General features: G+C 64.5%; 26 protein-coding genes and 1 tRNA gene. 15 read left to right on the plus strand and 12 right to left on the minus strand.

What is annotated here, in order from left to right; genetic code table 11:
* Position 1: 1 nt before the first annotated feature.
* The 4 genes from ACXJKO_RS00505 to ACXJKO_RS00520 all read right to left on the minus strand — a co-directional run bounded on the left by ACXJKO_RS00505 (position 2) and on the right by ACXJKO_RS00520 (position 3,299).
* Entirely contained in the window at positions 2–1,282 is a 1,281-nt protein-coding gene (locus tag ACXJKO_RS00505; protein WP_457089108.1) for a beta-ketoacyl-ACP synthase, read from the minus strand.
* Positions 1,283–1,293: 11 nt separating this feature from the next.
* On the minus strand, positions 1,294–2,412 hold the full coding sequence (locus ACXJKO_RS00510) for a beta-ketoacyl-ACP synthase (protein WP_457089109.1): 1,119 nt from the start codon (positions 2,410–2,412) through the stop codon (positions 1,294–1,296).
* Positions 2,412–2,873 carry a 3-hydroxyacyl-ACP dehydratase FabZ family protein gene (locus ACXJKO_RS00515; protein WP_457089110.1) on the minus strand — a complete coding sequence of 154 codons (462 nt, stop codon included), beginning with the start codon at positions 2,871–2,873 and terminating at the stop codon, positions 2,412–2,414. The genes ACXJKO_RS00510 and ACXJKO_RS00515 overlap by 1 nt, the downstream gene beginning before the upstream one ends.
* A 144-nt stretch (positions 2,874–3,017) precedes the next feature.
* Complete coding sequence (locus ACXJKO_RS00520; RefSeq protein ID WP_009490841.1) at positions 3,018–3,299, minus strand: acyl carrier protein; 282 nt, start codon at positions 3,297–3,299, stop codon at positions 3,018–3,020.
* Between the two features lie 298 nt (positions 3,300–3,597).
* On the opposite strand from ACXJKO_RS00520, the gene ACXJKO_RS00525 reads away from it, so the two are divergent.
* Positions 3,598–4,320 carry a fused DSP-PTPase phosphatase/NAD kinase-like protein gene (locus tag ACXJKO_RS00525; RefSeq protein ID WP_457089111.1) on the plus strand — a complete coding sequence of 241 codons (723 nt, stop codon included), beginning with the start codon at positions 3,598–3,600 and terminating at the stop codon, positions 4,318–4,320.
* A 7-nt stretch (positions 4,321–4,327) separates the two neighbouring features.
* Here ACXJKO_RS00525 and ACXJKO_RS00530 read toward each other — a convergent pair whose 3' ends face one another.
* Entirely contained in the window at positions 4,328–6,112 is a 1,785-nt protein-coding gene (locus ACXJKO_RS00530; protein WP_457089112.1) for an ABC transporter ATP-binding protein, read from the minus strand.
* 140 nt (positions 6,113–6,252) lie between these two features.
* Here ACXJKO_RS00530 and ACXJKO_RS00535 point away from each other — a divergent pair, with 140 nt between their 5' ends.
* Positions 6,253–6,879, plus strand: a complete 627-nt coding sequence (locus ACXJKO_RS00535) for a LysE family translocator (RefSeq protein ID WP_457089113.1) — start codon at positions 6,253–6,255, stop codon at positions 6,877–6,879.
* A 4-nt stretch (positions 6,880–6,883) separates the two neighbouring features.
* Here ACXJKO_RS00535 and ACXJKO_RS00540 read toward each other — a convergent pair whose 3' ends face one another.
* On the minus strand, positions 6,884–9,292 hold the full coding sequence (locus ACXJKO_RS00540) for a transketolase-like TK C-terminal-containing protein (protein WP_457089114.1): 2,409 nt from the start codon (positions 9,290–9,292) through the stop codon (positions 6,884–6,886).
* A 168-nt stretch (positions 9,293–9,460) separates the two neighbouring features.
* A tRNA-Gly gene (locus ACXJKO_RS00545) sits at positions 9,461–9,535 on the minus strand.
* 213 nt (positions 9,536–9,748) lie between these two features.
* Here ACXJKO_RS00545 and ACXJKO_RS00550 point away from each other — a divergent pair.
* From ACXJKO_RS00550 to ACXJKO_RS00565, 4 genes are read left to right on the plus strand one after another with little or no spacing between them, the layout of a single operon-like run.
* Positions 9,749–10,276 carry a prolyl-tRNA synthetase associated domain-containing protein gene (locus ACXJKO_RS00550; RefSeq protein WP_457089115.1) on the plus strand — a complete coding sequence of 176 codons (528 nt, stop codon included), beginning with the start codon at positions 9,749–9,751 and terminating at the stop codon, positions 10,274–10,276.
* Positions 10,277–10,327: 51 nt separating this feature from the next.
* Positions 10,328–11,233 carry a thioredoxin gene (gene trxA / locus ACXJKO_RS00555; protein ID WP_457089116.1) on the plus strand — a complete coding sequence of 302 codons (906 nt, stop codon included), beginning with the start codon at positions 10,328–10,330 and terminating at the stop codon, positions 11,231–11,233.
* Positions 11,234–11,261: 28 nt separating this feature from the next.
* Entirely contained in the window at positions 11,262–11,933 is a 672-nt protein-coding gene (locus ACXJKO_RS00560; RefSeq protein WP_457089117.1) for an LON peptidase substrate-binding domain-containing protein, read from the plus strand.
* 8 nt (positions 11,934–11,941) lie between these two features.
* Positions 11,942–12,166 (plus strand): Trm112 family protein, encoded by a 225-nt coding sequence (locus tag ACXJKO_RS00565; RefSeq protein WP_457089118.1) that lies wholly within the window; start codon positions 11,942–11,944, stop codon positions 12,164–12,166.
* A 290-nt stretch (positions 12,167–12,456) separates the two neighbouring features.
* On the opposite strand, the gene ACXJKO_RS00570 is transcribed toward ACXJKO_RS00565, so the two are convergent.
* Positions 12,457–13,338, minus strand: a complete 882-nt coding sequence (locus tag ACXJKO_RS00570; protein ID WP_457089119.1) for an HpcH/HpaI aldolase/citrate lyase family protein — start codon at positions 13,336–13,338, stop codon at positions 12,457–12,459.
* 159 nt (positions 13,339–13,497) lie between these two features.
* Here ACXJKO_RS00570 and ACXJKO_RS00575 point away from each other — a divergent pair, with 159 nt between their 5' ends.
* The 3 genes from ACXJKO_RS00575 to ACXJKO_RS00585 are packed head-to-tail and all read left to right on the plus strand — an operon-like array spanning position 13,498 to position 15,869.
* Complete coding sequence (locus ACXJKO_RS00575; protein WP_457089120.1) at positions 13,498–14,238, plus strand: DUF429 domain-containing protein; 741 nt, start codon at positions 13,498–13,500, stop codon at positions 14,236–14,238.
* Entirely contained in the window at positions 14,235–15,176 is a 942-nt protein-coding gene (locus ACXJKO_RS00580) for a threonine/serine dehydratase (protein WP_457089121.1), read from the plus strand. The genes ACXJKO_RS00575 and ACXJKO_RS00580 overlap by 4 nt, the downstream gene beginning before the upstream one ends.
* A gap of 15 nt (positions 15,177–15,191) precedes the next feature.
* On the plus strand, positions 15,192–15,869 hold the full coding sequence (locus ACXJKO_RS00585) for a carbonic anhydrase (RefSeq protein WP_457089122.1): 678 nt from the start codon (positions 15,192–15,194) through the stop codon (positions 15,867–15,869).
* Positions 15,870–15,920: 51 nt separating this feature from the next.
* On the opposite strand, the gene ACXJKO_RS00590 is transcribed toward ACXJKO_RS00585, so the two are convergent.
* Complete coding sequence (locus ACXJKO_RS00590; RefSeq protein WP_457089123.1) at positions 15,921–16,607, minus strand: hypothetical protein; 687 nt, start codon at positions 16,605–16,607, stop codon at positions 15,921–15,923.
* Between the two features lie 143 nt (positions 16,608–16,750).
* Here ACXJKO_RS00590 and ACXJKO_RS00595 point away from each other — a divergent pair, with 143 nt between their 5' ends.
* The 4 genes from ACXJKO_RS00595 (at position 16,751) to ACXJKO_RS00610 (ending at position 21,227) form a co-directional block, all read left to right on the plus strand.
* Positions 16,751–17,356 (plus strand): PepSY domain-containing protein, encoded by a 606-nt coding sequence (locus tag ACXJKO_RS00595; RefSeq protein WP_457089124.1) that lies wholly within the window; start codon positions 16,751–16,753, stop codon positions 17,354–17,356.
* On the plus strand, positions 17,357–18,019 hold the full coding sequence (locus ACXJKO_RS00600) for a response regulator transcription factor (protein ID WP_457089125.1): 663 nt from the start codon (positions 17,357–17,359) through the stop codon (positions 18,017–18,019).
* Positions 18,016–19,443, plus strand: coding sequence for a sensor histidine kinase (locus tag ACXJKO_RS00605; protein WP_457089126.1), 1,428 nt, complete (start codon positions 18,016–18,018; stop codon positions 19,441–19,443). The genes ACXJKO_RS00600 and ACXJKO_RS00605 overlap by 4 nt, the downstream gene beginning before the upstream one ends.
* 452 nt (positions 19,444–19,895) lie before the next feature.
* Complete coding sequence (locus tag ACXJKO_RS00610) at positions 19,896–21,227, plus strand: sensor histidine kinase (protein ID WP_457089191.1); 1,332 nt, start codon at positions 19,896–19,898, stop codon at positions 21,225–21,227.
* A gap of 109 nt (positions 21,228–21,336) precedes the next feature.
* Here the strand turns inward: ACXJKO_RS00610 and ACXJKO_RS00615 are convergent, their stop codons facing one another.
* Positions 21,337–22,368: an aspartate-semialdehyde dehydrogenase gene (locus tag ACXJKO_RS00615; protein WP_457089127.1), complete on the minus strand. Its 1,032-nt coding sequence runs from the start codon at positions 22,366–22,368 to the stop codon at positions 21,337–21,339.
* A 270-nt stretch (positions 22,369–22,638) separates the two neighbouring features.
* Complete coding sequence (locus ACXJKO_RS00620) at positions 22,639–23,121, minus strand: N-acetyltransferase family protein (protein ID WP_457089128.1); 483 nt, start codon at positions 23,119–23,121, stop codon at positions 22,639–22,641.
* A gap of 97 nt (positions 23,122–23,218) precedes the next feature.
* Here ACXJKO_RS00620 and ACXJKO_RS00625 point away from each other — a divergent pair, with 97 nt between their 5' ends.
* Positions 23,219–24,040 (plus strand): hypothetical protein, encoded by an 822-nt coding sequence (locus ACXJKO_RS00625; protein WP_457089129.1) that lies wholly within the window; start codon positions 23,219–23,221, stop codon positions 24,038–24,040.
* On the opposite strand, the gene ACXJKO_RS00630 is transcribed toward ACXJKO_RS00625, so the two are convergent.
* Positions 24,018–25,142, minus strand: a complete 1,125-nt coding sequence (locus tag ACXJKO_RS00630; RefSeq protein ID WP_457089130.1) for a sulfite oxidase — start codon at positions 25,140–25,142, stop codon at positions 24,018–24,020. The genes ACXJKO_RS00625 and ACXJKO_RS00630 overlap by 23 nt on opposite strands.
* A 153-nt stretch (positions 25,143–25,295) precedes the next feature.
* Between ACXJKO_RS00630 and ACXJKO_RS00635 the strand changes: the two genes are divergently transcribed.
* On the plus strand, positions 25,296–25,640 hold the full coding sequence (locus ACXJKO_RS00635; RefSeq protein ID WP_457089131.1) for a hypothetical protein: 345 nt from the start codon (positions 25,296–25,298) through the stop codon (positions 25,638–25,640).
* The last annotated feature ends 29 nt before the right edge of the window (positions 25,641–25,669 follow it).

Here is a 25,669-nt window from a genome sequence, read left to right on the forward strand (position 1 = left end):
TTTAAGCCCCCTTGGGCTCGGCCCCGAAGACGAGGCAGGTATTCTGGCCGCCGAAGCCGAAGGAATTCGAAAGCACGTAGTTCACCTTGGCATCACGGGCGACGTTTGGCACCACGTCGAGCGGGATCGCCGGATCGGGCACCTGATAATTGATCGTCGGCGGAATGCGGCCCGAGCCGATGGTGAGCAGCGACATCACCGCCTCGACCGCGCCGGCGGCGGTCAGCGTGTGGCCGATCATCGACTTGTTCGACGAGATCGGAAGATTTGCCATGCGCTCGCCGAACACGGCGGTGCAGCTCATGGCTTCCATCTTGTCGTTCTCCGGCGTCGAGGTGCCGTGCGCGTTGATATAATCGATATCCTCGGGAGCAACGCCGGCATYGTCCAGCGCCTCGCGGATCGCCATGATGGCGGGCATGCCGTCCGGCGAGGAGCGGGTGCGGTGGAAGCCGTCGCCCTTCTCGCCGCAGCCGAGCACATAGCCGAGGATCTTGGCGCCGCGGGCCTTCGCGCTCTCGGCGTTCTCCAGCACGAGGGCAGCGCCGCCTTCGCCCATGACGAAGCCGTCGCGGTTCTTTGAGAACGGCTTCGACGCGCCTTCCGGATTCTCATTCTGCGTCGAAAGCGCGGAGAGCAGCGAGAAGCGGATGAGCGATTCAGGATTCACCGAGCCGTCCGTGCCGATGCACAGAGCGGAATCCGTCTCGCCCCGGCGGATCGCCTCGACGCCGAGCTGGATGGCGGTGGCGCCCGAGGAGCAGGCGGTGGAGAGCGAGATCGGCGAGCCTTTCGTGCCGAACTTGTCGGCGACGCGGTCGGCCACCGTGCCGAAGATGAAGAGATCGTGCCACTTCTTGAACTGGCCCGAGGCCGCAGCCTTGAGCAGATCCTTGTAGGTCACGTCGCCGTCCTGGCCCGAGGCCTTGGCAAGCGCCTCGCGCTGCGGCCATTCCATCTCGACCGGAGGCACGGCGATGAAGAGCGCACCGGGGAAATCCTCTTGCGCGAGGCCCGACTGGCCCACCGCCTCCTGGCCCGCCAGCATGGCAAGGCGCTCGGAGAGCATGGGCGCGCAGAAGGGCTCCACATCGACGGAATCGATGGTGCCCGCAATCGTGGTGCGCAGGCCTTCCGTGGGAAAGCGGTTGATGCGGTGAATGCCGGACTTGCCCGCCGTCAGCGCGGCCCAGGTGTCGTCCTTGCCCTGGCCGAGGGATGTGACCACGCCCATGCCGGTGACGGCAACGAGCGGACGGCCCTGTTTGTCGCGAAGCGCCATAACTTGTCTCCTCAAGCCTTGATGATCCGCAGGCCGCCCTCGCCGCGCCAATGGCCGACGGAGGTAACGAGCGCCTCATGGGCAACACCCTGCGCGATCAGCCCGGCGGCCAAAGCCACACCCGTGGGCGCCTGGGCCTCCATGGTGTGGCCGACGAGATCGCCGGTGGCATGAACCGCCGCGTTGGGCGCGATGTCCTTCAAAGCCGCCTGCTCTTCTTCCGTGATGCCCTTCACGCCGGTCGCGCCGGAAATCATCACATCGGGCTTTGCCYCCAGCGTCTTGGCAAGCGCATGAACCGCCTGCTCAACGCTGCCCGGTTTGCGGCGGGAGCGGTCGGAGGCGACGCCTGCAAGCACCGCGAGCGGCTTCGCGCCGCGCGCCTCGGCATGCTCGCGCGATTCCAACACCAGGAAGCAGGCGCCGGAGCCAAGGATCATGCCGCCGCCGTCTTCGGAGCGCTCCCAGACCGGGGCATAGGGCTGCTTCCAGAGGAAACCGCCCATTTCGTAGATCAGCAGCACGTCCGGGCGCTCGGCGTTGTAGGCGCCGCCCACCAGGAAGATGTCGTCCTGACCCGAGGCAATGCGCTCCTTCGCGATGCGGATCGCGTCCACGCCGCTCGATTCTTCGCCCATGAAGGTGCGCGAGGCGCCGGTGACGCCGTGCACGATGGAGATGTTGCCGGCGAGCAGGTTCGAGAGCTGCGCGAGAAATAGCGTCGGGCGCAGGTCGCCCATCAGGCGCTCGTTGAGGAACACGCCGGGATTGTCGGCCTTCGCCAAACCCGTGAGGATCTGCCCATCGACCGCGTAGTCGCGCTCGCCGCCGCCGGCGGAGACGATGAGCTGCATGCGTCCCTTGAGGGCCGCGTCATCCTTCACGCCCGCCGCGTCGAGGGCGAGGCCCGCCGCATAGCAGCCGAGCTTCTGCCAGGGCTCCATCTGGCGCTGGTCGGATTTCTTCGGGATCTGCCGGTCCCATTCGACGGCGGCCGCCGGATGGACCGGGAAGGGCGCGAAAGTCTCGGAATCGGTGTTCGGCGCGCGGGAGAGTGCGGTAAGATGCGCCTCCAAGCCTTCGCCCGCGCTGGAGACGAGGCCAATTCCAGTAATCACCACATCGCGCATCAGAAATTCTCCTCCAGCAGGCCGATGCGGCGCGCCTGGGCGCGCATCTGGCCGTCCATGCCCTCGGGAAAGGGCATGATCCTGAACCGCAGTTCCGCATCGCAGATCGGCTTGCCCTCGGCCAGGATCTTGGCCTTGGTCACGGCATAGCCCGAACCCTCATGCTCCAGTTGGGCCTGGACGGTGAGCACCGTACCCGGTCCCACGAAGGTGCGAAAGCGCGCCTTGTCGACCGCCATGAGGAACGGCATGTGGGAAAAGCCCATGAGGCCGAGCACGAGATAGCCGGAAGCCTGGGCCATGGTCTCGGTCAGCAGGACGCCGGGCACGAGAGGATGGCCGGGGAAATGCCCTTCGAAGACGGGGCTTTCCATGGGGACCGTGGAGGTCACCTCGATCCGCTTGTTCTCGCGGTCGAGGCCCGTCACCCGGTCGATCATTTCAAAATATTCGAGGCGCATCCCGATCCCGTACCATGTCGCTCCCGGCAGGTGAAACAGGAAAGGAGTCCATGAGGCGCAGCCGCTTGATGGATCGCCTCTTCGAGCCGGCTCGAAAAAGCCGGCCCGCCGGGATGTTATTGTTGAGTTTTAGGCCTGGGCTTTTTAGGCCTGCTTGGCGGCCACGAGCGCGTCGATGCGCGCCACGAGGTTCTTGAGCACGAAGTACTCTTCGGCCGGGGCCTTGCCCTCGTTCACTTCCTGGGTCCACTGCTCGAGCGGCAGCTTGATGCCGAAGGCCTTGTCGATGGCGAACGCGATGTCGAGGAAGGCGAGCGAGTCGATGCCCAGATCCTCGATGGCGTGGCTCTCGGGGGTGATCTGCTCGCGCGGGATGTCGGCGGTCTCGGAAATGATGCCGGCGACGGTCTCGAAGGTAGACGACATGACGCCGCTCTCCTGAAATGCTGGGTCTTGACGATGCAGCGCCGTTCCGGGCCGTGGGCCGGCCCGCAAGCCTCTCTCATCGTCAAGGAGGGTTGTTCTGGAGCGCACCCCTTACACGAGAGGTGGCTAGGCGGCAACCGATTGGTTGCATTTCAGAGGCTCTCGAGGTTCTGCCAACCTTACGTCAAAGGCCTTCGGGTTCAAGGAGTTGATTAATCCGCCTCCTTCGGGGATAAGGAGCCGGCCTGCGGCCTCACGACCCGGCTATCCTTATTATACGACAACTGACGGGATCGACGTGCTCAACAGGTTCCTCAAACCTGAAATCCGCTATGCGCGCCGCATGGCCCGAATTGCCCGATGGGACAAGCCCATCGAGGGGCATGCAGGGCGCGTGCGCGCCTGGGCCAACATGCTGCTCGTCGATCACGGGGTGTTCCGCCTCCTCTACCTCAACAAGCACCGGGTGTCAGACCGCCTATGGCGCTCGGCCCAGCCGGCCCCGCACCAGATCGCGGCGCTGAAGGCCGAGGGCGTTCGCACCATCATCAACCTGCGCGGCGGACGCGAGCACGGCTCCTGGCAGCTCCAGAAGGAAACCTGCGAGCGGCTCGGCATCAATCTCGTGGAGTTCATCGTGCGCTCGCGCGGCGCGCCGGACCGGGACACCCTGCTCCAGGCCAAGGAATTCTTCGACAAGATCGAATATCCGGCCGTCCTGCACTGCAAGTCGGGCGCGGACCGGGCGGGCTTCGTGGCCGCCCTCTTCCTGATCCTGCAGGAGGGCAAGTCCATCGACGAGGCGCAGCGCCAGCTCTCCGTGCGCTTCGGCCATTTCCGCTTCTCGAAGACCGGCATCCTCGATGCCTTCTTCGAGATGTACCGGCAGGAGGGCGAGGCCAAGGGCATCTCCTTCCTCACCTGGCTCGAGACTCAGTACGATTCCGAAGCCCTGGAAAAGAATTTCCGCCCCGGCTTCTGGTCCAATCTCCTCGTCGACCGCATCATCCGGCGCGAGTAGCAGCGGACTACGACGAAGCCGCCAAACGCGGCTCGCTGTCGTCGGACAGCTGGAGCCGGTGCAGGCGGGCATAGGTGCCGCCTTTTGCGATGAGTGCCTCGTGGGAGCCGGTCTCGACGACGCGGCCGTGATCCATGACCACGATCTTCTCAGCGTCGCGCACCGTGGAAAGCCGGTGGGCGATGACCAGCGTCGTGCGGCCGCGCATGAGTTCGCGGATCGCGTCCTGCACCAGACGCTCGGATTCGGAATCGAGCGCCGAGGTCGCCTCGTCGAGAAGCAGGATCGGCGCATCCTTCAGGAAGGCGCGGGCGAGCGAAATGCGTTGGCGCTCGCCGCCCGACAGGCGCCCGCCGCCGGGACCCACCACGGTGTCATAGCCTTCCGGCAGCTTCAGGATGAAATCATGCGCCGCCGCGGCCTTAGCGGCATTCATGATCTCGTGCTCGGATGCACCCGAACGGCCGAAGGCGATGTTGGCGCGCACCGTGTCGTCGAAGAGCACCACATCCTGATTCACCACGGCGATGGATTGGCGCAGGCTCGCCAGCGTCACGTCGCGCACGTCCTGGCCGTCGATGAGAACCGCGCCGCCGGTCACGTCGTAAAGACGCGGAACGAGGGCCAACAGGGTCGACTTGCCGGAGCCCGAGCGGCCGACAAGCGCCGTGGTCTGGCCCGCTTCGGCCACAAGGTCCACATGCTGGATCGCCGTGACCTCGTCGGTATAAGCGAAACTCAGGTTCGAGAAACGGACCTCGCCGCCCTTCAGCGCGAGCGGCTTGGCATCCGCCTTGTCCTGGATGCGAGGGGCCTCGTCCATCACGTCGAAGGTGCGTTGCAGGGCGGCGGCGGCCTCCTGCACGATGGCGTTGAAATTGCCGAGCGCCCGGATCGGCTGGGCGGCCATGATCAGTGCGGTGACGAAGGCGATGAAATCGCCCACCGTGCTCTCGCCGGCAAAGATGCGTTGGCCGATGAGCAGCAGCACCAGAGCAACGGCTAGGCCGCCACCGACTTCAAGCAGCGGATCGAGCCGTCCACGGGCGTTTGCCGCTTTCATCTTGAGGCGGCGCACTTCATCGAAGGTGCGGGCGGCCTTGTCCTTGAGATAGCCCTCCAGCCGGTAGGTCTTGGCAATGCGCGTGGCGGCGAGGCTCTCGGTGATCAGGCTCGCCATCTGGCCCGCCTGCTCCTGAGTGGAGACGGCGACACGGCGCAACTTCCGGCCGATCCTGTCGATCGGATAAGCAAGAATCGGCGCCACGACGCCTACGACCAGGGTCAGGACCGGATCGATCCAGATCATGGCCGCGACGAGGGCGATGATGGTGGCGATCTCGCGCAGGAAGACCGTCGAGAGACGGGTGAGCGCCTCTCGGATGAACAGGAAGTCCGTGGTGAAGCGCTGGGTCAGCGCGGCGGGGCTCTCGCGCCCGATCTGAGCCAGATCGGCCTCGATCATGCGGCCATAGAGGGCGGTCTGCATGTCCGCCTCGATCCGGGTCACCACCTTGTTGGTGAGGATCGTCAGGGACAACAGGGCAAAGCCCCTGATGGCCGTTACCACTACCACCACGAGGGGCCCATATTTCAGAACGGCTTCATCCTTCGTGGCGAAGGCGTCGAAGGCGGTCTGGATCAGCTTGGTATAGAGCGCCGTGGTGCCTGCCACCACGCCGATCAGCACCAGCACGATGACGAGGGTCTTCAGATGCGGGCGCATCCAGTCTCGCCAGAGACGGTGGATCAGAGGGATGGTATCGCCCCGGACGAGGCTTTTACGGGCCATGATGCTCTTCAAAACTCTTCTTCTGTGGGCTCGCGGTTAGCACGCGAGACTCCCGGCCGCAAATTTTCACCCCTGCAGGCCGGCATCGACAGGCGCAAGGATTCATGGCTCTATTCGTATCACGCAACAGGAGGACATCCATGACTCTTGAGATCTGGCTCGCCTTCGTTGCCACCTCCGCCGTTCTTCTGGTGATTCCAGGGCCTACGATTCTGCTGGTCGTCTCCTACGCGCTGGGCCGGGGCTGGCGCACGGCCCTGCCCATGGCCGTCGGTGTCGCGCTTGGCGATTTCACGGCCATGACCTTGTCCCTGCTCGGCCTCGGCGCGCTTCTCGCCGCCTCGGCCACGATCTTCACCGGTCTCAAATGGGTGGGCGCAGTCTATCTTGTTTGGCTCGGCATCAAGCTCTGGCGCGCGGGCGGCGCCTTGGACGCCACGCCCCGCACCGATGCCGTCTCATCCTTGAAAATGCTCGGCCATGCCTGGCTGGTGACGGCGCTCAACCCAAAGTGCCTCGTCTTCTTCGTCGCCTTCCTGCCCCAGTTCATCGACCCGAAACTGCCTTTCCTGCCGCAGGTCGGCGTGCTGGCGGGCACCTTCCTCGTCATGGGCTTCACCAATGTCGTCGCCTACGCGCTGGTGGCCGCGCGGGCAGGACGGATGGCCCGCAGCGCCCGCACCCTCGGCATCATCAACAAGGCCGGCGGCAGCCTGCTGATCGGCGCAGGCATCGCCACCGTGACCCTGCGCGCCTCGCAGCCCTGAAGCCTCAGACCGCCTTGAGGTGCCGGATCGGGCGGCCGGGTGCGATCATCTCGGCGGCGGCGATGATGCCCTGCGCATCGATGCCGAAATGGCGGTAGAGATCCTTAATTGTGCCGGTCTGGCCGAAATGCTCTACGCCCAGTGAGCGGGTGCGGTGGCCCATGACGGAGCCCATCCAGGCGAGTGTCGCCGGATGGCCGTCGATCACCGTGATCAGCCCGCAATGGGGCGGTACATCGGCGAGCAGGCGCTCCACATGTGATCGTGCATGGACGAGCCCGCGCTCGCGGGCGCGCTGGGATGCCGTCCAACCCGCATTGAGCCGGTCGGCGGAGGTGATGGCGAGCAGGCCGATATCGCGCCGATCCTCGGCCATGAGGCCCACCGCCTCGATGGCCTCAGGCGCGACCGCGCCCGTATAGGCCACGACCACCTGCGCGTTGGGGCCGGGCTTCCGCAGCCAATAGGCACCCGCCATGATGTCGTCGGCGAGTTGAGGGGTCATCTCGCGCTGCGGCTGTTCCAGACTCCGTGTTGAGAGACGCAGGTAAACCGAGCCGCCGGTCTCGTCGCGCAGCCAAGTGGTCTCGTTCGGCTCGGTGGTCTCGTTCGGCGCGCCCTCGCGCTGCATGTAATCGAAGGCCCAGCGCATGATGACGGCGAGCTCATCGACGAAGGCGGGCTCGAAGGAAGCGAGACCGTCCTGCGCCATGCCGACGAGCGGCGTGCCGATGGATTGATGCGCGCCGCCTTCCGGCGCCAGCGTCACGCCGGAGGGCGTGGCCACGATCATGAAGCGGGCATCCTGATAGCAGGCATAGTTCAGCGCATCCGCGCCGCGATAAATGAACGGATCGTAGAGCGTGCCGATGGGCAGAATCCGCTCGCCGAAGAGCGAGTGCGACAGGCCTAGCGCCGAGAGAACGATGAACAGGTTCATCTCCGCGATGCCGAGCTCGATATGCTGTCCTTCCGGCGAGAATTCCCAATTGTAGGTCGAGGGAATGCGCTCCTTCTTGAAGGTATCGACGAGGCTCTCGCGCGCATACAGCCCGCGCCGGTTCACCCAGGCGCCGAGATTGGTCGAGACCGTCACGTCCGGCGCGGTGGTGACCACGCGTTCCGCGAGGGCATGGTCGGAGCGCGCCAGCTCGTTGAGGATGAAGCCGAAGCCCTGTTGCGTGGACATGGCCGGATTGGCCGGGAAAGCGAGCTTCTCCGGCACCGGCACCTGGGGCGCGGTGTAGCGGCGCGTGCCCTTCTGGATGAAGGGCACTTCGGCCAGGAAGCGCTCGACTTCCGCTTGCGGGATTTTCAGGCCCTCGAACTTGTCCCATTCATGGCCGGAGCGCACGCCCTGCGTCTTCTGCCAGGCCTCCATCTGCGTCGGCGTCAACAGGCCGGAATGGTTGTCCTTGTGGCCGGCGAGCGGCAGGCCGCATCCCTTGATCGTATAGGCGATGAAGCAGACGGGCTTGTCGTGCTGGCGTGCCTTCTCGAAAGCGTCGAGCAGGTTCGGCAGGTCGTGTCCGCCGAGATTGGACATGAGCCGCGCCAGTTCCTCGTCGGAGCGCTTCTCGATGAGGCGCGTCACCGGCCCCTGATCGCCGAGATCGTCGAGCAGGCGCTTTCGCCACGCGGCCCCGCCCTGATAGGTGAGCGCGGCATAGAGCTGGTTGGGGCAGGTATCGATCCAGGTCTGGAGCCTGTCGCCGCCGGGCTCCTTGAACGCCGCCTCCATGAGCGATCCGTATTTGAGGATCACCACCTCCCAGCCGAAATTGCGGAACAGCGCCTCGAAGCGCTGCCACAGGCCCTCGCGAATCACCGCGTCGAGGCTCTGGCGGTTGTAATCGACGATCCACCACGTGTTGCGGATGCCGTGCTTCCAGCCCTCCAGAAGCGCCTCGAAGATATTGCCCTCGTCCATCTCCGCATCGCCCACCAGCGAGATCATGCGGCCTTCGGGCTTGTCCTTCGCCCAGCCATGGGCCTTCACGTAATCCTGCACGAGGCTGGCGAACAAAGTCTGCGCAACACCGAGGCCCACCGAGCCGGTGGAAAAATCCACGTCGTCGATGTCCTTGGTGCGGGAGGGATAGGATTGCGCGCCCTTGTAGCCGCGGAAATTCTCCAGCTTCTCCCTGGTCTGGCGGCCGAAGAGATACTGGATCGCGTGATAGATCGGGCTCGCATGCGGCTTCACCGCCACCCGGTCCTCCGGGCGCAGGACCGAGAAATACAGGGCCGTCAGGATGGTGGCGAGCGAGGCCGAGGACGCCTGATGCCCGCCGATTTTCAGCCCGTCCTCGCTGGGCCGCAGGTGATTGGCATTGTGGATCGTCCACGTGGACAGCCAGAGCACCTTGCGCTCGAGTTCCCGCAACATTTCAAGGTGCTTTGCGTCAGTCATGGAAGTCTTCCCCGTTTCGCGCGCGATTGTAGCGGGAAGATCGAGGGAAGCGAGACCCTAGGTCCGTGTGAAAGGTTGGCTTTTGGGATGAGATACGCAGCTGGAGCTGAAAAAACGAAAAGCCCGCCTTGCGGCGGGCCTTCGTAATACTCTCGATTTAAGAGAGAATGGAGCGGGCGAAGGGATTCGAACCCTCGACCCCAAYCTTGGCAAGGTTGTGCTCTACCCCTGAGCTACACCCGCGCTCCGCGATGCCGAGGCATCGTTGCGAGGCCGCTGATTTGCCCCAAAACGATTCACATTGCAAGAGCTTTCGAGAAGAACTTTTTATCGCAGGCTTGAGCGGCCTTGAGCATCCCGGTAGAAGCCGGACATCAAGGGCATGATCCCGGGAGGCTGCACCAGCCTCCGCTACCAGGGCCATGCCTGCCCGCCCGAAAGCCTGGAGTTCGAGCCTTGGCCCATCTGTCCCCGCAGGAGCTTCTGGACCGCCTTGCCGCGCTCGGCATCCCGTTCGAGACGGTGGAGCACGAGCCGGTCTTTACGGTGTCCGAATCGAAATCGGTCAAGGACAAGGTTCCGGGCGCCCATTCCAAGAACCTGTTCGTGAAGGACAAGAAGGGGCGCTTCTTCCTCATTTCCGCCAAGCACGACACCATGATCGACCTCAAGCGCACTCACGAGACCCTGGGCGCCTCGGGCCGCCTGTCCTTCGGCTCGGCCGAGCAGCTATGGGAGTTGCTGGGCGTGGAGCCGGGCTCCGTCACGGCCTTCGCGATGGTGAACGATACCCAAGGCAGGGTAACGATGGTGCTCGATGCCAACCTCATGGAGCACGAGCGGGTGAACTTTCACCCCCTGGTCAATTCCATGACGACGGGTGTCTCGCGGGAGGATCTGGTGAAATTCCTGCGCTCCACGGGCCACGATCCGCTGGTTCTGAAGCTGCCTGAGCCGCCAGCGGAATTGCCAGACAACGGTTAAGCTCCCATCTAGCTCAAAAGCCTCTTCTCACGCTGACCCTTCGAGGATCGCATGTTGACCGATAACCCCACCCCCGGCACGCCCTTCGATGATCTCGTGAAGGACACCACCACTGCCAGCTTCCAGAAGGACGTTCTGACCGAATCCATGAACCAACCGGTTCTCGTGGATTTCTGGGCGCCCTGGTGCGGCCCTTGCAAGCAGCTGACGCCGGTGATCGAGAAGGCCGTGCGCGCGGCGGGCGGCAAGGTGAAGCTCGTGAAGATGAACATCGACGAGCATCCGCAGATCGCGGGCCAGCTCGGCGTGCAATCGATTCCCGCCGTCTTCGCCTTCCAGCGCGGCCAGCCGGTGGACGGCTTCATGGGTGCCCTGCCCGAGAGCCAGATCAAGGCCTTCATCGAACGCCTCGTGGGCCCGCTCGGCCCGAGCGCGGTGGAGGAAATTCTGGCTGAGGCCGAACAGGTTGCCGCCGGCGGTGATCTCGCCGGCGCGGCCGAGCTTTATGCCGCCGTGCTGTCGCAGGATCCGGAGAACGCGGCGGCGCTCGCAGCCCTCGTGAAGCTGCATGTGGATGTGGGCGACATCGAAGGCGCGAAGCGCTTTCTCGCCATGGTGCCGCAGGCGAAGGAGAACGATCCTGCCATCGCCGGCGCGCGCGCCGCCGTGGAACTCGCCGAGCAGGCAGGCTCGCTCGGCGACACGGCCGAGCTTCAGCGCAAGGTCGAAGCCGATCCGCTGGATCATCAGGCGCGATTCGACCTTGCGGTCGCGCTCAACGGCCGTGGCCGGCGCGGAGAAGCTGTCGATCACCTCCTTGAAATTGTCCGCCGCGACCGCAATTGGAACGACGACGGAGCGCGCAAGCAGCTCGTCCAGTTCTTCGAGGCCTGGGGCCCGATGGACGAGATGACCATTGCAGGGCGGCGGAAGCTTTCTTCGCTCCTGTTCGCGTGATGACCTGTCGGCCAACGAGGAGATCGGCATGGGAATGAACGTGGCATACCGTGGGCCTGAAGATTGCCCGTCGGTCATCCCCGTTTTCCCTCTCCCCGGCGCGCTTCTGCTGCCGCGCGGACAGATGCCGCTCAACATCTTCGAGCCGCGCTATCTCGCCATGGTGGATGAGGCGCTCAGGGGCGACCGGGTGATCGGTATGATCCAGCCCGATGCGGAGAGCGATCCATCCTCCGTGATCCCGAGGCTCTATTCGGTGGGCTGCGCTGGGCGCATCACGCAACTGGCGGAAACCGGCGACGGCCGCTATCTCATCACGCTTATCGGCATCTCCCGTTTTCGCGTCGAGGAAGAGCTGCCGCCCATCGACCTGTTTCGCCGCTGCCGCGTGAATTTCGAGCCCTTTGCCAGCGATCTCACCGCACGCGCAGGCGAAACGGAAGTGGACCGCGCCGGCGTGGTGAAGGCGCTCCGCGATTTCGTGGATGCGGCGCATGTGAAGGTGGATTGGCGCGGCATCGAGGAAGCGCCCAACGAAGCCCTGGTCAACGCCCTGTGCATGATGAGCCCCTTCGGCGTGCGCGAGAAACAGGCGCTCCTCGAAGCACCGAATCTCAAGACCCGCGCGGAAGTACTGATCGCGCTCACCGAAATCGAACTGGCTCGCGGCGCCGTCGGCTCCGACTCGACGCTGCAATAGGACAAACCATGGTTCCAGACACGACATCGCAGCCGGATGCGCCTACGCCCGTCGAAGCCACGCGCATCGACCCCAAGCTCCTCGAGCTTCTCGTGTGCCCGCTCACCAAGGAAACGCTGGAATACGATTCCGCGCGCCAGGAACTCATCAGCCGCCGCGCGAAACTCGCCTACCCGATCCGCGACGGCATCCCGATCATGCTGCCGGAAGAGGCGCGGCCGCTGACGGATTGAGGGCAGTTTTCATAACACTCGTTCAAACACCGTCATCCCGGACGAAGCGCAGTGCAGATCCGGGATCGTGTGAAAGATAAAACACGCCCCTCTGTCATTCCGGGGCGCCGAAGGCGAGCCCATAACCACAACGGCACCAAGAAGGGCGCTATGGCAGCCGCTCGCTTCATACTGCGTCTGCGGTTGTTATGGGTTCCCGCCTTCGCGGGAATGACAACGTCGAGTTTCGGATTATTATTCTGCACGCGATCCTGGGTTCTGCTCCGCAGCCCCGGGATGACAGCTTGCTGTTATCCGCGCTTTTCAATCGCATCCGCCACCGCCAGCGTGCGCTGCGCCATCTCCGCATGGAGCCGCTCGACCATGCGGCCGTTCAAGTTGATCGCACCCTTGCCCGCGTTCTGCGGTTCCTCGAACGCGGCGACGATGGCGCGGGCGCTCTCGATCTCCTGATCTGACGGCGCGAAGATTTCGTTGGCCGCTGCGATCTGGTTGGGATGGATCACCGTCTTGCCGTCGAATCCGCAATCGCGGCCCTCGCTGCACTCGGCGCGGAAACCTTCTTCGTCGGAGAGATCGTTGTAGACGCCGTCGAGAATATCGATGCCGGAGGCGCGCGCCGCCGCGAGCGCCGTCATCAGCCATGGCATCATCGGCTTACGTCCCGCACTCAGGCGTGCGCGGGTTTCCTTGGCCAGATCGTTCGTGCCCATGACGAAGCAGGACAGGCGCGAGATCTTGTTGTGCGCCACAGCGGCGATGGCTTTGGCATCGAGAATCGCAAGCGGCGTCTCGATCATTGCCCACACCCGCACCTGATCCGGTGCGCCGAGCGCTTGCAGGCGCGCTCCGACCTTCAGGAGATCATCCGGCGACGACACTTTCGGTATCAGGATCGCATCGGGCATTGCGGCGGCAGCGGCCGCGAGATCGTCCTCGGCCCAAGCCGTCGTGAGGCCATTGATGCGGATCACGAGTTCCCGCGAGCCGTAGCCGCCAGCCCTCACCGCAGCGCACACGCCATCGCGCGCCTGCGCCTTGGATTCGGGCGCGACCGCATCCTCCAGATCGAAGATCACGGCGTCGGCAGGCAGCGTTTTCGCCTTCTCCACCGCGCGGGCGTTGGAGCCGGGCATGTAGAGAGCGGTACGACGCGGGCGAATGACGGGCATGTTGGTTCCTCGAATGCCATTCGTTGTAATAGGCACGCCGGTTAATGTCATTCCCGGCCGAAGCGTCAGCGGAGGGGGGAAGGAGATCCATAGCGCAACGCTGGTGGGTGGATCCCCTTCCCGACCTTTGGCCGCCGGGGATGACAAGGAGAGTATTGCATGTGGGTTGCGGGCGTGGATGGTTGCAGAGCCGGCTGGATCGCGGTGCTCATGGAAATGGGCAACGCAGCCTCCGCCCGCATCATGGTCGCTCCCACGCTGGACGCGATCGCGGGTGCGCCGGAAGCGCCTGCGATCATCGCGGTCGATATGCCGATCGGATTGCCTGAATCCACCGAAGGCTCCGGGCGCGCGCCGGAACGGCTGATCCGCCCGCTTCTCGGCCAGCGGCAATCCTCGGTCTTCGCGATTCCCGCGCGGCAGGCGGTCCATGCCGCCGATTACCGGGAAGCCTGCGCGTTGGCGCTCGCGACCTCCAACCCGCCGCGTAAGGTGTCGCGGCAGGGCTTTGCGATTTTCGCCAAGATCCGCGAGGTGGATGCGCTTCTGCTCACGCGGCCGGATCTCGTGAGCCGCGTCTACGAGGTGCATCCGGAACTCGCCTTCTGGGCGCTCAACGGTGAGCGCGCCCTGCATGAGCCGAAGAAGGTGAAGGGCACGCCTTATCCGCCCGGCATGGAGCTGCGCCGAACACTTCTCATAAGGGCTGGATTGCCTGAGGAACTGGTTCACAGGCCCGCGCCCAGAGGTGCGGCGAGCGATGACCTGCTCGATGCTCTGGCGGGGTTGACCGTGGCGCTGGATATCGCGAGAGGTGGAGGTCAATGCTTTCCCGACCCGCCCGGCCGTGACGCCCACGGCCTGCCGGTCGCCATCTGGACGCTCAGAGGTTGCTCATGACCATCTCCCGCGCCGATATCGAAGCGGCCCATGCCCGCATCGCCCCGCATGTGCGCCGAACGCCGACTTGGAACATGGAGCACGCCTTCGACCATGACGGCCCGATGAGCCTGAAGCTCGAATTCCTGCAGCATGCGGGCTCGTTCAAGACACGCGGCGCGTTCAACACCCTGTTGTCGAAACCCGTTCCTGAAGCGGGCGTGGCGGCGGCTTCCGGCGGCAATCACGGGGCTGCCGTAGCTTATGCTGCGAAGCAGCTCGGCGTGACGGCGCGCATCTTCGTGCCCGAGATTTCAAGTCCCGCGAAGATCGCGGTCATTCGCTCCCATGGCGCGGAGGTGGTGATCGGCGGCGCGCGCTACGCGGATGCGCAGGAGGCTTGCGATGCCTATGTCGCCGAGACCGGAGCGTTGCGTATCCATCCCTTCGACGCGGACACCACCATTGCGGGCCAAGGCACGACGGCGCTCGAATGGGAGCAGGACGCGCCCGACCTCGACACCGTTCTGGTAGCCGTAGGCGGTGGTGGTCTCATCAGCGGCGTGGCGAGCTGGTGGGCGGGCCGCGTGAAGGTGGTGGGCGTGGAGCCCGGAGGCTCGCGGGCGCTTCATGCGGCACTCGAAGCCGGTCACCCCATCGATGTGGACGTCGATTCCGTGGCGGCCGATTCGCTCGGCGCCCGCGCGGCAGGCGACCTCGTCTATTCCATCTGCAAGGACGCGGTCGATCATGTGGCGCTCGTGACCGACGGCGCCATCCGCGATGCTCAAGGCCTGCTCTGGCGCGATTATCGCATCGCCTCGGAACCCGGCGGTGCGGCGGCTCTGGCGGCCCTGCTCTCGGGAGCCTATAAACCCCGCTCGGGCGAGCGGATCGGCGTGCTTCTGTGCGGGGCCAATGTCGAACTCGGCAAGCTCGCCGACATCATTCAACCATGACGTAAGGAGCGATCCATGTTTCCGCAGCGCCTGACCGAAGGCTACCAGGCCTTTCTGGACGACCGCTTCCCGCGCGAGAAGGGCCGCTTCGAAGCCCTGGCCGAAAAGGGCCAGAAGCCGGAGGTGATGGTGATCGGCTGCTGCGACAGCCGCGTCTCGCCGGAGGTGATTTTTGACGCGAGCCCGGGCGAACTCTTCGTGGTGCGCAACGTGGCGAACCTCGTGCCGCCTTTTGAGACCGGCGGCGATTATCACGGCACCTCGGCGGCGCTCGAATTCGCCGTGCAGGCGCTTCGTGTGAAACACATCGTGGTGTTGGGCCATGCCCGCTGCGGCGGCGTGCGCGCCTTTGCCGACGACACCGCCCCACTCTCGCCCGGCGATTTCATCGGCCGCTGGATGAACCTGATCAAGCCCGCCGGCGAGCGCCTCGGACCTCATAACGGCAATCTGGAAGAATACCTGCCGCGCCTCGAACTCGCCGCCGTCGAGAACAGCCTCAAGAACCTGATGACATTCCCCTGCGTGCGCATTCTGGTGGAGCGCGGCAAGTTGCAGCTCCACGGCGCCTATTTCGGCGTAGCCACCGGCGTGCTGCTGGTGCGCGATCCTGAAACCGGAGAGTTCAAGCCGGCGGTGGAAGGTGTGCCGGAGCGGTTTTCGATGTTTTCGGCGCGTCAGGTCGAGCCGTAGGCTCCGGTCGCGGGGTTGAGAACCCCGCAACCGATCTCGTCATGGCGGACGTTACTGGCCGTTCAGCCTGCGATCATCGCCAGGCTCGAAGCGGTTGTCGCGGTCGACCCGCCCGCCGTTATCGTCGAAGGCGTCATCGTCCACTCTGCGGTCGCGAACGCGCCTGACGACGAGATCATCGGCGCCGCGGGTTCGTGTCCGGGTTTGGGTCTGCGTCTGGGTTCTGGTCCGATCCTCGGTGCGGTTGCGGGTTTGAGTTCTGTCATCCACGCCGCGGCCTCCGCGCCGGTCGTCCTGCGCGCGAGAGACATCGTCCTCTCCCCGGCCCCTGCCGCGTCCGCGATCGTCCGCCCGGTTGTCGTCACGGCCCGAGCTTCGGCCTGAGCGGTCGCCACCACGATCATCTCCGCTACGGTCGTCTCGGCCACCGCCTCCGCTCCCGGAACGTGCGCCTCCGTTGTCATCACTGCTCCCGCCACGACCGCCTCTGTTGTCGCCGCCGTTATCGTCACCGCCACGGCTACCCCTGCTGCCCCCACCACTATCGTCACCGCCGCGGCCACCATGGCCGCCGCCGTCGCCGCCCCGTGCCATGGCCGGCGACATGAGCGCGTCGGCGACCACGGCAGGAACACTCGCCGCTGTCAGCGATACCAGGATTGCACTGAGCACGAGGATGCTCGATCCATTCTTGTGATGCCCATTCTTGGACTGCTTCGTCTTGAGCTGGTTCAACATCGTCTCTCTCCCTTCATCCATGGCGCCACGGAACCGCGCCGATGCAGAGGGAGACTAGGCAAGGCGTGGCATGCGAACCTGACGGGCCATGTCAGCGAAATATCAGCTTGGGCGTGCTATGCTGGAGCACTTTGGAAGTGCTCATGATCCGGCGTTGCCTCATTGTCCTGTTGTCCCTGCTCGTCTTGGCCGCGATGGCGACCTCCTGGCCGACGGTCTCGTTCGCCAAGGACGGCGACAGCGGCGGCGGTGGCGACGGAGGGGGCCATGGCGGTGGCGATGGCGGCCATGGGGGAGACAACAGCGGCCGGGGCGGCGGCGATGACGGCGGCCGTGACAACCGGGGTGGCGACGACCGTGGTGGTGATAACCGAGGCGGTGACAACCGGGGTCCTGGCGGCGGGAACGACGATGGCGGTCGCGGCAGGGGCCGTGGAGGCGATGATGACGGCGGGCAGGGACGAGGCCGAGGACGCGGCGGCGACGCGATGCAGGGCAGGACCGGCTGGGGCAGCACCTCATCGGAGAACGCCCGCGATGCGGTCTCTCACGGTTGGGCCTTGGGCTTAGGGGTCGTGCTTCCCACCGTGTCCAAGGCTGTTCCGGGCCAAGTCCTGGAGGTGGACCTGCGTCAGTCCTGGAGCGGCGAATGGCGTTATGAATTCCTCATCCTGACCCGGGAGCGGCATTATCTCGAGGTCGTCGTCGATGCCCGGGCCAACCGGATTCTCCAGATCAGGAGACGTTGATTGAGAGTTCTTCTCATCGAGGATGAACGGGCGATTGCCAAGGACATCGAGAGCGCCTTGTCCGCGACCGGCTATGTGGTGGACATCGCCAGCGATGGGGAAGAGGGCTGGTTCCGCGCATCGACGGAAGACTACGATGCCGTCATCCTCGATCTCGGCCTTCCCAAACTGGACGGATTGTCCATCGTGCGGCGCTTGCGCGAGGAGGCGAGCGTGGTTCCGATCCTTGTCCTCACGGCGCGCGGCTCCTGGCTCCAGCGAGTCGAGGGGATCGACGCAGGTGCCGACGATTACCTGACCAAGCCCTTCGAGATGGAGGAGCTTCTCGCCCGCCTGGCCGCCCTGCTGCGCCGCGTCGGGCGCCACGTCACGCCCCTCATCGAGATCGGCCCGCTGCATATCGATACGCGGCGCTTGCGGGTGATGATCAACGGCAGGGCCATCGAACTGTCGCCGCTGGAGTTCCGGCTGTTGCGGTACCTGGCGCATAACCGGAACCGCGTCGTTCCCCAGAGCGAGCTCGTGGAGCACGTCTACGGAACGGACGAGCCCGAGAGCAATGCCGTCGAGGCTCTGGTCGCCCGCCTTCGGCGCAAGATCGGGTCGGACACCATCGGAACCCGTCGCGGCCACGGCTACATCATGGAGGCACCGTCATCATGACAAGGAACTCCATCCGCCTGCGGCTGCTGGCCGTCGCCATCATGTCCATCGTCGTGACCATCGGGGTCGCGGGGGCGTCCCTCGTGGTGTTCTTCGAGCGGCAGGTTCTGCGCTACGTGGAACAGGATCTCAATGTCCGTTGGACGGCGCTCGCGGCCGCATTCGGCGCGGAAGGCGAGGCCGGTCTCAGCCACAGGCTGACGGATCCGCGCTACCACCAGCCATATGGCGGCGCGTATTGGCAGGTCACCGAGAATGGACGCCCGATCATGCGGTCGCGCTCGCTCTGGGACAAGGATCTTCCCGGAGCAGGATCCCGGCAGGCTTCCGATGGCGAGAAGGCCTACGAGGTCGAGGGGCCGGATGGCGCGGAGCTTTATGTAGTCGAGCGGAACGTCACGCTCGACGGCGAGGATAGCCCCCGCGTTCTCAGCCTTGCGGTCGCTCTCGACCACAAGCAGGTCGTGGAGCTGCGGCAGGCTTTCGGATGGGACGTCACCCGCGTCCTGATTCCCATCGCGATGGTTCTCGTCCTGTTTGCCTGGCTGCAGCTCTGGCTGGGTCTTCGCCCGCTGCGGGCGGTGGGCCAGGAGCTGAACGCCGTTCAGAGCGGACAGATCCGGCGCATGACGAAGCGTTTCCCCGATGAGGTCGCGCCTCTGGTCGACAGCATCAACAAGCTGCTCGACCGTCAGGAGAATCTCGTGCGCAAGGCGCGAGACCGCGCCGGCGCTCTGGCCCACGGTCTGAAAACGCCGCTGACGATTCTCGGAGGCGAGGTGCGGCGCCTCGAACAGGCGGGCCTGGACGATGAGGCAAAGCGCATCCGGGAGCAGCTGGAGACGATCTCGACCCATGTGGAACACGAGGTCGCCCGCGCCCGCACCAGCGGCGCATCGGTCGGGCATGGTGATTTTGCGCAAGCCGACGAGACAGTCGCCCGCCTCCTGAGGCTGATGCAGCATATGCCCAAAGGCGATCAGCTTATTTGGCAAACCGAGATCCCTGCCGATCTGGGCGTCAACATGGACCCTCATGACTTCGGGGAGGTCATGGGTAATCTTCTCGACAATGCCAGAAAATGGGCCAAGACCCGCGTCACTATTCGCCTCGAGCGGATGGGCCGGAACGCCCGGATCATCATCGAGGACGACGGCCCCGGCTTTTCAGGAGGCACCGATGGCGGGCTGCCCGAACGCGGCGTCCCGTCGCGAAACGACCCGGCTTCGAGCGGTCTCGGCCTCGGCATCGTCAAGGACATTTTGGCCGAATATGGGACCAGCATCGATCTCGATGGCAACGGGCATTGCCGCATCTCATTCGAGGTTCGCCTTTGTCAGGTGACGCCCAGTTCCGCTGGCCGGGCGATGCAGTCGAGTCAGCAGGTTCCGCAGATACGGTCTGAAGAAGCTACGAAGGTCTGATGACTGCTTCGAGCGCGCGAGCAGCGTGACCGCAGGATCAGGACTGCAATTCTCGGAGAAAGACGGCCGACGTCGTCACTCGTTTGAGTAATGAAGCAATTGTCACGGTGTGCGCGTTACATATATCCGATATATGTTCAGCGGCAGCCGGTCCAAAGGCAAACTCGGTCCGGCACCATCACCGACGCACCACGAAATAACATTCATGATCAGTCCGAACCCGCAGCTGGGACGTCTCAGCTTCCACCTGCAGAGCGGCCTCGTGCGCTCCTGGGCCGGTCCCTGTGCACGGTAATCTGAGAACGGCACCAGCTGACTTCCTCGCAGGCGGCGGGGAAATGTCGGCCCTCATGCAAAGCTTCGAATGGGCCAGCACGTCCATGGGGCCCATGGACAGGTGGCCTCAAAGCTTGAGAACCACCATCAGCATCATGCTGCGTTCGCCGATCCCTATGGTTCTCCTCTGGGGGTCGGATGGGATCATGATCTACAACGATGCCTACACGATCTTTGCCGGCAGGCGGCACCCGCGCCTCCTCGGCTCCAAGGTTCTGGAGGGCTGGGCGGAGGTTGCGGATTTCAACGCCAACGTGATGCGGGTCGGCATGGCGGGCGGCACGCTCTCCTACCAGGATCAGGAGCTCACACTTTATCGCAACAACGTTCCCGAACAGGTCTGGATGAACCTGGACTACAGCCCGGTCATCGATGAAACCGGCAAGCCCGGCGGGGTTCTCGCCATCGTCGTGGAAACGACGGAGCGGGTGCTCGCGGAGCGCCGGATGATCGCGGAAAAGGATCGTCTTCGCGAACTCTTCCACCAGGCGCCCGGCTTCATGGTGATCTTCAACGGACCCAACCATGTTTTCGAGTTGGCCAACGAGGCTTATTACCAATTGGTCGGCCGCCGCGAGATCGTCGGCAAACCGGTCGCGGAGGCGCTGCCGGAGATTGCCGACCAGGGCTTCGAGCAGCTCCTCGACCAAGTCTACCAAACGCAGGAGCCTTTCGTCGGCCGCAGCCTCTCGGTTTTTCTACAGCGCGATCCCTCCAAGGAAGCTGAGCAGCGCTTCGTCGATTTCGTCTACCAGCCGATCCGCGACGGCAACGGTCAGATCACCGGCATCTTCGCCGAGGGCAGCGATGTCACGGAGCGCATTCGCTCGGAGGAGCATCAGCGGCTTCTGCTCAACGAGCTGAACCATAGGGTCAAGAACACTCTCGCGACAGTGCAATCCATCGCTTCCCAAACCCTGCGCACGGCAGGCTCGACGCAAGCGGCCAAGGAGGCCATCGAGTCGCGCCTGTTCGCGCTCTCGCGCGCCCATGACGTGCTCACGCGCGAGAATTGGGACGGAGCCTGGATCAGGGAGGTCGTCAGCCACGCGATGCAGCCCTTTCAGACGGCGGGCCACAACCGCATCCACTACCATGGAGACGAAATCAGGCTGCCACCCAACACGACCCTGGCCCTTGCCATGGCGCTCCAGGAACTTGCAACCAACGCCGTCAAGTACGGCGCGTTATCGAACGAGACGGGCAAGGTTGAAATCAACTGGCGCGTGGACCACACGCGGGAGGTGCCTCACATCGTCTTGAGATGGGAGGAGAAAGGCGGCCCCTCCGTCACGCCGCCCAAGCGCCGCGGTTTCGGCACGCGCCTCGTCGAGCGCAGCCTGGCCCAAGGACAGCTCGCGGGCGAGGCGAAGATCGATTTCGCTCCGGATGGTGTGGTGTGCACCATCGACGCGCCGCTCAAGGTGGAGAGCGGGGAGACGACTTAAGCCGGCTTTCGCCTCCCTCAAAGCCCTCAGGATGAGGATTGTGGGTATGAAGCCGCGCAACAAAAAGGCCGCCCGAAGGCGGCCTTTTCCATTTTCACGAGATCGACGCTTACGCCGCCTGCTTCTTCGACTTCAGCAGGCCGCGATTGGCCATGGCTTCGGCGATCTGGATCGCGTTCAGCGCGGCGCCCTTGCGCAGGTTGTCGGAGACGCACCAGAAGGACAGGCCGTTCTCGACCGTGATGTCCTCGCGGATGCGGGAGATGTAGGTGGCGTCCTCGCCGGCGGCCTCGTGAGGCGTGATGTAGCCGCCGGGCTCGCGCTTATCGATCACGAGAACGCCGGGAGCCGCGCGCAGGATGTCGCGGGCCTCGTCCGCCGTGATCGGCTTCTCGAATTCCACGTTCACCGCTTCCGAGTGGCTGATGAAGACCGGCACGCGCACGCAGGTGGCGGTGAGCTTGATCTTCGGGTCGAGGATCTTCTTGGTCTCGACCATCATCTTCCACTCTTCCTTCGTGTACCCGTCCTCCATGAACACGTCGATCTGGGGGATCAGGTTGAAGGCGATGCGCTTGGGGAACTTCTTCTCCTGCACATCCTGGAGCGAGTAGAGCGCCTTGGTCTGGCGGTCGAGTTCGTCCATGCCGTCCTTGCCCGCGCCGGAAACCGACTGGTAGGTGGCGACGACCACGCGCTTGATGGTGGCGGCGTCGTGAAGAGGCTTCAACGCCACGACAAGCTGGGCCGTGGAGCAGTTCGGGTTCGCGACGATGCCCTTCTTGATCTCGCGCAAAGCCTCGGCATTCACCTCCGGCACCACCAGCGGCACCTCCGGGTCGTAGCGCCAGGCCGAGGAATTATCGATCACCACCGCGCCTTGCGCCGCGATCTTGGGCGACCATTCCTTCGAGACCTCGCCGCCCGCCGACATGAGACAGATGTCGATGTCGGAAAAATCGTAAGTGTCCAGGGTCTTCGTCTTCAGGATCTTGTCGCCGAAAGAGACTTCCGTTCCCTGGCTGCGGCGGGAAGCAAGCGCCACCACCTCATCGGCCGGGAAAGCACGCTCGGCCAGGATGCTCAGCATCTCGCGGCCCACATTGCCGGTCGCACCCACGACGGCGATCTTGTAACCCATTGGACTTCTCCTGTTGTCGCTCTCCCCGGGAGATAAAAAGACCCTGTTCGGGTGTCGCCTCTCGCCCCGTGGGGAGAGAGAACCGGGGACGACGAGGCTTATTCGACCGTCGTTTTGACGGCCGTCGTGGCGGTTTTCGTTTTGCTCGTCGTGTGAGTGAGCAGCGCCATTTGCCTTCGTCCATTCGCAAGCCCGGTCGGGCTTCGATCAAGTCACCAACACACCAAAGGCCAGCTTTCGTCAAGGGTTCTCTTTGCGTGCTTTATATTTTCAGCCGTCTGTCAGAACGTCCGTCGAGAGGTTGAACCGGTAGAAAACCTTGTCTTTTTGCTCAGCCCCGAGCCGCTCGTAGAATACCCGTGCGCCCTGGTTGCTCGCCTCGGTGGTCAGATCGATGCGGGTCAAGCCCTGCTCCCGGGCATAGGCCGCAAGCCATTGCATCAAGGCCGCCCCGACCTCCTGCCCGCGCGCGCTGCTGTCCACGAAGAGCTCCTTCAGGAACAGCAGTCCCGTAAGCCTGAAGCCCGGCCTCAGGAGGGCGAAGCAGGCGAGACCCACGGCGCGTCCGTCGAGGAAGGCCAGGGCATAGCGCGTTCCTTCAGCCTCGCGCATGGAATGCTCCACCATGGCGATGGTCGGTGCGATGGGCCGGGCCACGTCCGGGCCGGCATAGTGAAGATCGACGGCCCGCACGAGGGCTGCGACATCGGCCGCATCCTTGAGATCGGCCAGCCGGACGACGGGAACGGGCATGAATCGCACCTGAGTCTGGAGAGGGCGGTAACCTTAGATTCACCTTGCTTAGCAAAACCTTTCGAAGGCTTGCTTCTGCTACGCTAGAACATGCTGGGTGATCCGATCAACGGATGTGAACAGCGCGATGGCGAGAGCCGGCTTGGCAGAGTGGGATGAGGAGGACGCGTTCGAGAGCGAGCGCCCGTCCCGTCATGCGCGCAAGCGGCGGCTTCCCTGGTTCCGTATGACCCTGATGTCGTCGCTCATCGTGGCGACGCTCGCCTATTTCGCCCCGCGCAAGGGCATCGACGAAAAGCCTGTGAGCCGCCAGGGCGTTCCGGTCTCGGTGCTGGTTGCGCCGGCTCCCATGTGGAACCCGCTCCCGCAGACGGCTGCGCTCTACGGCTTCGAGAAAAACGCCCTGCCCGTCACGGTCGAGGCGCGCCAGCATACGAACGGCGCCCGGGAGGACACCCTGATGCTCGGCCGCTTCGGCGAGGCGCGGCACGCGCGTGTCACCCTGCTGCAAGGCTCGACCGAGCCGGCCAGGAGCTTCTTCATCGACATCGTGCGCCGGGCGGCGCAAGCCGGCCTTGCGGTTTCGCGCAATGCCCAGAGCCGCATGGTCGCCACCAAGTTCGGGCCAGTGGAAGCGGCCCTCATCACGCTCACCGGGCCGCGCGAGCAGGATTGCCAGGCCTTCCGCTTCCCGCATAACGAAGCCGGGTTCGGGTTCGAGGGCTGGCTCTGCGGCTCGGCTGCGGCACACGTGGACGAGGTGCAGCTGACCTGCTTCATCGACGGACTGACACTTTCGGGCGCGGGAAGCCCTTCCGTGAAGGCGGTGTTCGCCCGTGCAGAGGGCAACCGCATCGAGGCCTGCGGATCGGCGGCGCGCACGGCGTCGATCGGCCCTAAGCCTCCGCCACGACCGTAATCGCCACCTTATGCATGACGTTGCAGCCATAGCCGTTGGGATTCCAGTTGGCGGCATGGAATGGCTGCGCTCTTCCCTCCGAGTCGATGGCGCGGGCAAAGATCTCGTAATAGCCCTCGCCTTTCAGCGGGATTTCCACGCACCAGCGCACCCAGTCATAGCGATTGCGCGGTGACGTCATAGTGGCGGGAAGCCAGGTCGCGCCGCCGTCGATGGTGCAATCCACACGCACCACTTCGTCGTCGCCCGCCCAGGCCGCGCCGCGCACCTCGATGCTCATCGTGCCCGCAGCAAATCCGGTGCCGTCAGCGGGAGCGGTGATGATGCTGCGCACGGGCATCGATTCCAGCACGCGCAGTTCCACGCCCTCCGCATCCGCCCCGGGCGGCAGCGGGCGAACGGGCATCCGGTAGGACAGGCCCGTCATGCCGGGGCCGTCATGCTCCCGGTCGCGGATCCAGATCCGCTTCAGCCATTTCTGGCTSAGCGAGCCGGGCCAGCCCGGCACCACGAGGCGCAAAGGCCCGCCATGGATAAACGGCAGCGGCTCGCCATTCATGGCCCAGGCCAGCAGCGTATGTTCTTCGAGCGCCTTGGCGATGGGCACGCCGCGCGACATGGCTTGATGCTCGCGGCTTCCATTCTTGTCGGGGTCGGCCCCGTAATGCCCCGTGAACAGGGCGCTGGGTTTGAGGCCTGCTTCCTCCAGCACGTCTTTCAGCGAGACACCCGTCCATTCCGCGCAGCCGACGCCGCCATGGGTCCAGGGATTGCCCTCGGCCTTGGGCTCGAAGAACGAGCGTCCGTTGCCGCCGCATTCGAGCACCATGCGAAAATTCTTCGGCCGAAAGCCGTTCTTCAAATCCGTAAGCGACAGATCGAGCGCCCGCTCCACCTCGCCATCGACGGTAAAGCGCCACTCTTCCGGCATTTCGACCTTCTCGGGCAGAAGGCCGTTGTTGCGGACGAAGAAGCGCGAGATCGGTGTTGTCTCGTCATCAAGGAGAGATTCCGGCGTCTCGGCGACGAGCGGCTTATCGCCCAGAAGGGTCAACCCTTCCTTGCCGAAGAGATCGAAAGGCGGTTTCGCATGCTTCTGCACTGTCGATTGTCCTCTGCGATCCAGGTCACTCTTTGGGAGCACTCTACGATGGGAAGGAACCATTTCAAGCAGGTTGCCTTGTTCTAGTGGTTCCTGAGTTTCTTGAAAGCCGGTGCCCGGCCGATAGGCTGCGCCCAATCTGGAGATTTCACCATGCGCCGCTTCGCTCTCGTCGGCTTGGCTTCGCTGGCTTCGATCACCGCTTTCAGCGTGGTGGCCGAGGCGCAGACGCGAGACCGACCCCTCACGTTCCGCGTTCAGCCCCGCAGCTTCCTCGATCCCGGCAATGTCGTAGCACCGGATTCGATCAATCCAGGCGTTACGGGTTACGGGCAAACACAAGCCTATCTGCTCAGCCCACCCTATGCTCCAAACGGCGAGCGCTTCGGCATGGGGCGACTGCCCGATCCGATTACCAACGGCCCCTTCGTCGGCTCACGCAATCCCTTCCCGCCTTTCGGCGTTCCGGATGTGGAATCCACCGGTTCGATCCGCTGATACCAGCCTTCAACGAAAAAGCCCCGGCA

The organism is Microvirga sp. P5_D2 (genome assembly GCF_054049475.1).

Excerpts from the sequence above, each read along its gene's own strand:
- ACXJKO_RS00515 (WP_457089110.1), bottom strand. The coding sequence starts at position 2,873 with ATGCGCCTCGAATATTTTGAAATGATCGACCGGGTGACGGGCCTCGAC.
- ACXJKO_RS00520 (WP_009490841.1), bottom strand. The coding sequence starts at position 3,299 with ATGTCGTCTACCTTCGAGACCGTCGCCGGCATCATTTCCGAGACCGCC.
- ACXJKO_RS00530 (WP_457089112.1), bottom strand. The coding sequence starts at position 6,112 with ATGGCCCGTAAAAGCCTCGTCCGGGGCGATACCATCCCTCTGATCCAC.
- ACXJKO_RS00535 (WP_457089113.1), top strand. The coding sequence starts at position 6,253 with ATGACTCTTGAGATCTGGCTCGCCTTCGTTGCCACCTCCGCCGTTCTT.
- ACXJKO_RS00540 (WP_457089114.1), bottom strand. The coding sequence starts at position 9,292 with ATGACTGACGCAAAGCACCTTGAAATGTTGCGGGAACTCGAGCGCAAG.
- trxA (WP_457089116.1), top strand. The coding sequence starts at position 10,328 with ATGTTGACCGATAACCCCACCCCCGGCACGCCCTTCGATGATCTCGTG.
- ACXJKO_RS00560 (WP_457089117.1), top strand. The coding sequence starts at position 11,262 with ATGGGAATGAACGTGGCATACCGTGGGCCTGAAGATTGCCCGTCGGTC.
- ACXJKO_RS00565 (WP_457089118.1), top strand. The coding sequence starts at position 11,942 with ATGGTTCCAGACACGACATCGCAGCCGGATGCGCCTACGCCCGTCGAA.
- ACXJKO_RS00570 (WP_457089119.1), bottom strand. The coding sequence starts at position 13,338 with ATGCCCGTCATTCGCCCGCGTCGTACCGCTCTCTACATGCCCGGCTCC.
- ACXJKO_RS00575 (WP_457089120.1), top strand. The coding sequence starts at position 13,498 with ATGTGGGTTGCGGGCGTGGATGGTTGCAGAGCCGGCTGGATCGCGGTG.
- ACXJKO_RS00580 (WP_457089121.1), top strand. The coding sequence starts at position 14,235 with ATGACCATCTCCCGCGCCGATATCGAAGCGGCCCATGCCCGCATCGCC.
- ACXJKO_RS00585 (WP_457089122.1), top strand. The coding sequence starts at position 15,192 with ATGTTTCCGCAGCGCCTGACCGAAGGCTACCAGGCCTTTCTGGACGAC.
- ACXJKO_RS00590 (WP_457089123.1), bottom strand. The coding sequence starts at position 16,607 with ATGTTGAACCAGCTCAAGACGAAGCAGTCCAAGAATGGGCATCACAAG.
- ACXJKO_RS00595 (WP_457089124.1), top strand. The coding sequence starts at position 16,751 with ATGATCCGGCGTTGCCTCATTGTCCTGTTGTCCCTGCTCGTCTTGGCC.
- ACXJKO_RS00605 (WP_457089126.1), top strand. The coding sequence starts at position 18,016 with ATGACAAGGAACTCCATCCGCCTGCGGCTGCTGGCCGTCGCCATCATG.
- ACXJKO_RS00610 (WP_457089191.1), top strand. The coding sequence starts at position 19,896 with ATGGTTCTCCTCTGGGGGTCGGATGGGATCATGATCTACAACGATGCC.
- ACXJKO_RS00615 (WP_457089127.1), bottom strand. The coding sequence starts at position 22,368 with ATGGGTTACAAGATCGCCGTCGTGGGTGCGACCGGCAATGTGGGCCGC.
- ACXJKO_RS00620 (WP_457089128.1), bottom strand. The coding sequence starts at position 23,121 with ATGCCCGTTCCCGTCGTCCGGCTGGCCGATCTCAAGGATGCGGCCGAT.
- ACXJKO_RS00635 (WP_457089131.1), top strand. The coding sequence starts at position 25,296 with ATGCGCCGCTTCGCTCTCGTCGGCTTGGCTTCGCTGGCTTCGATCACC.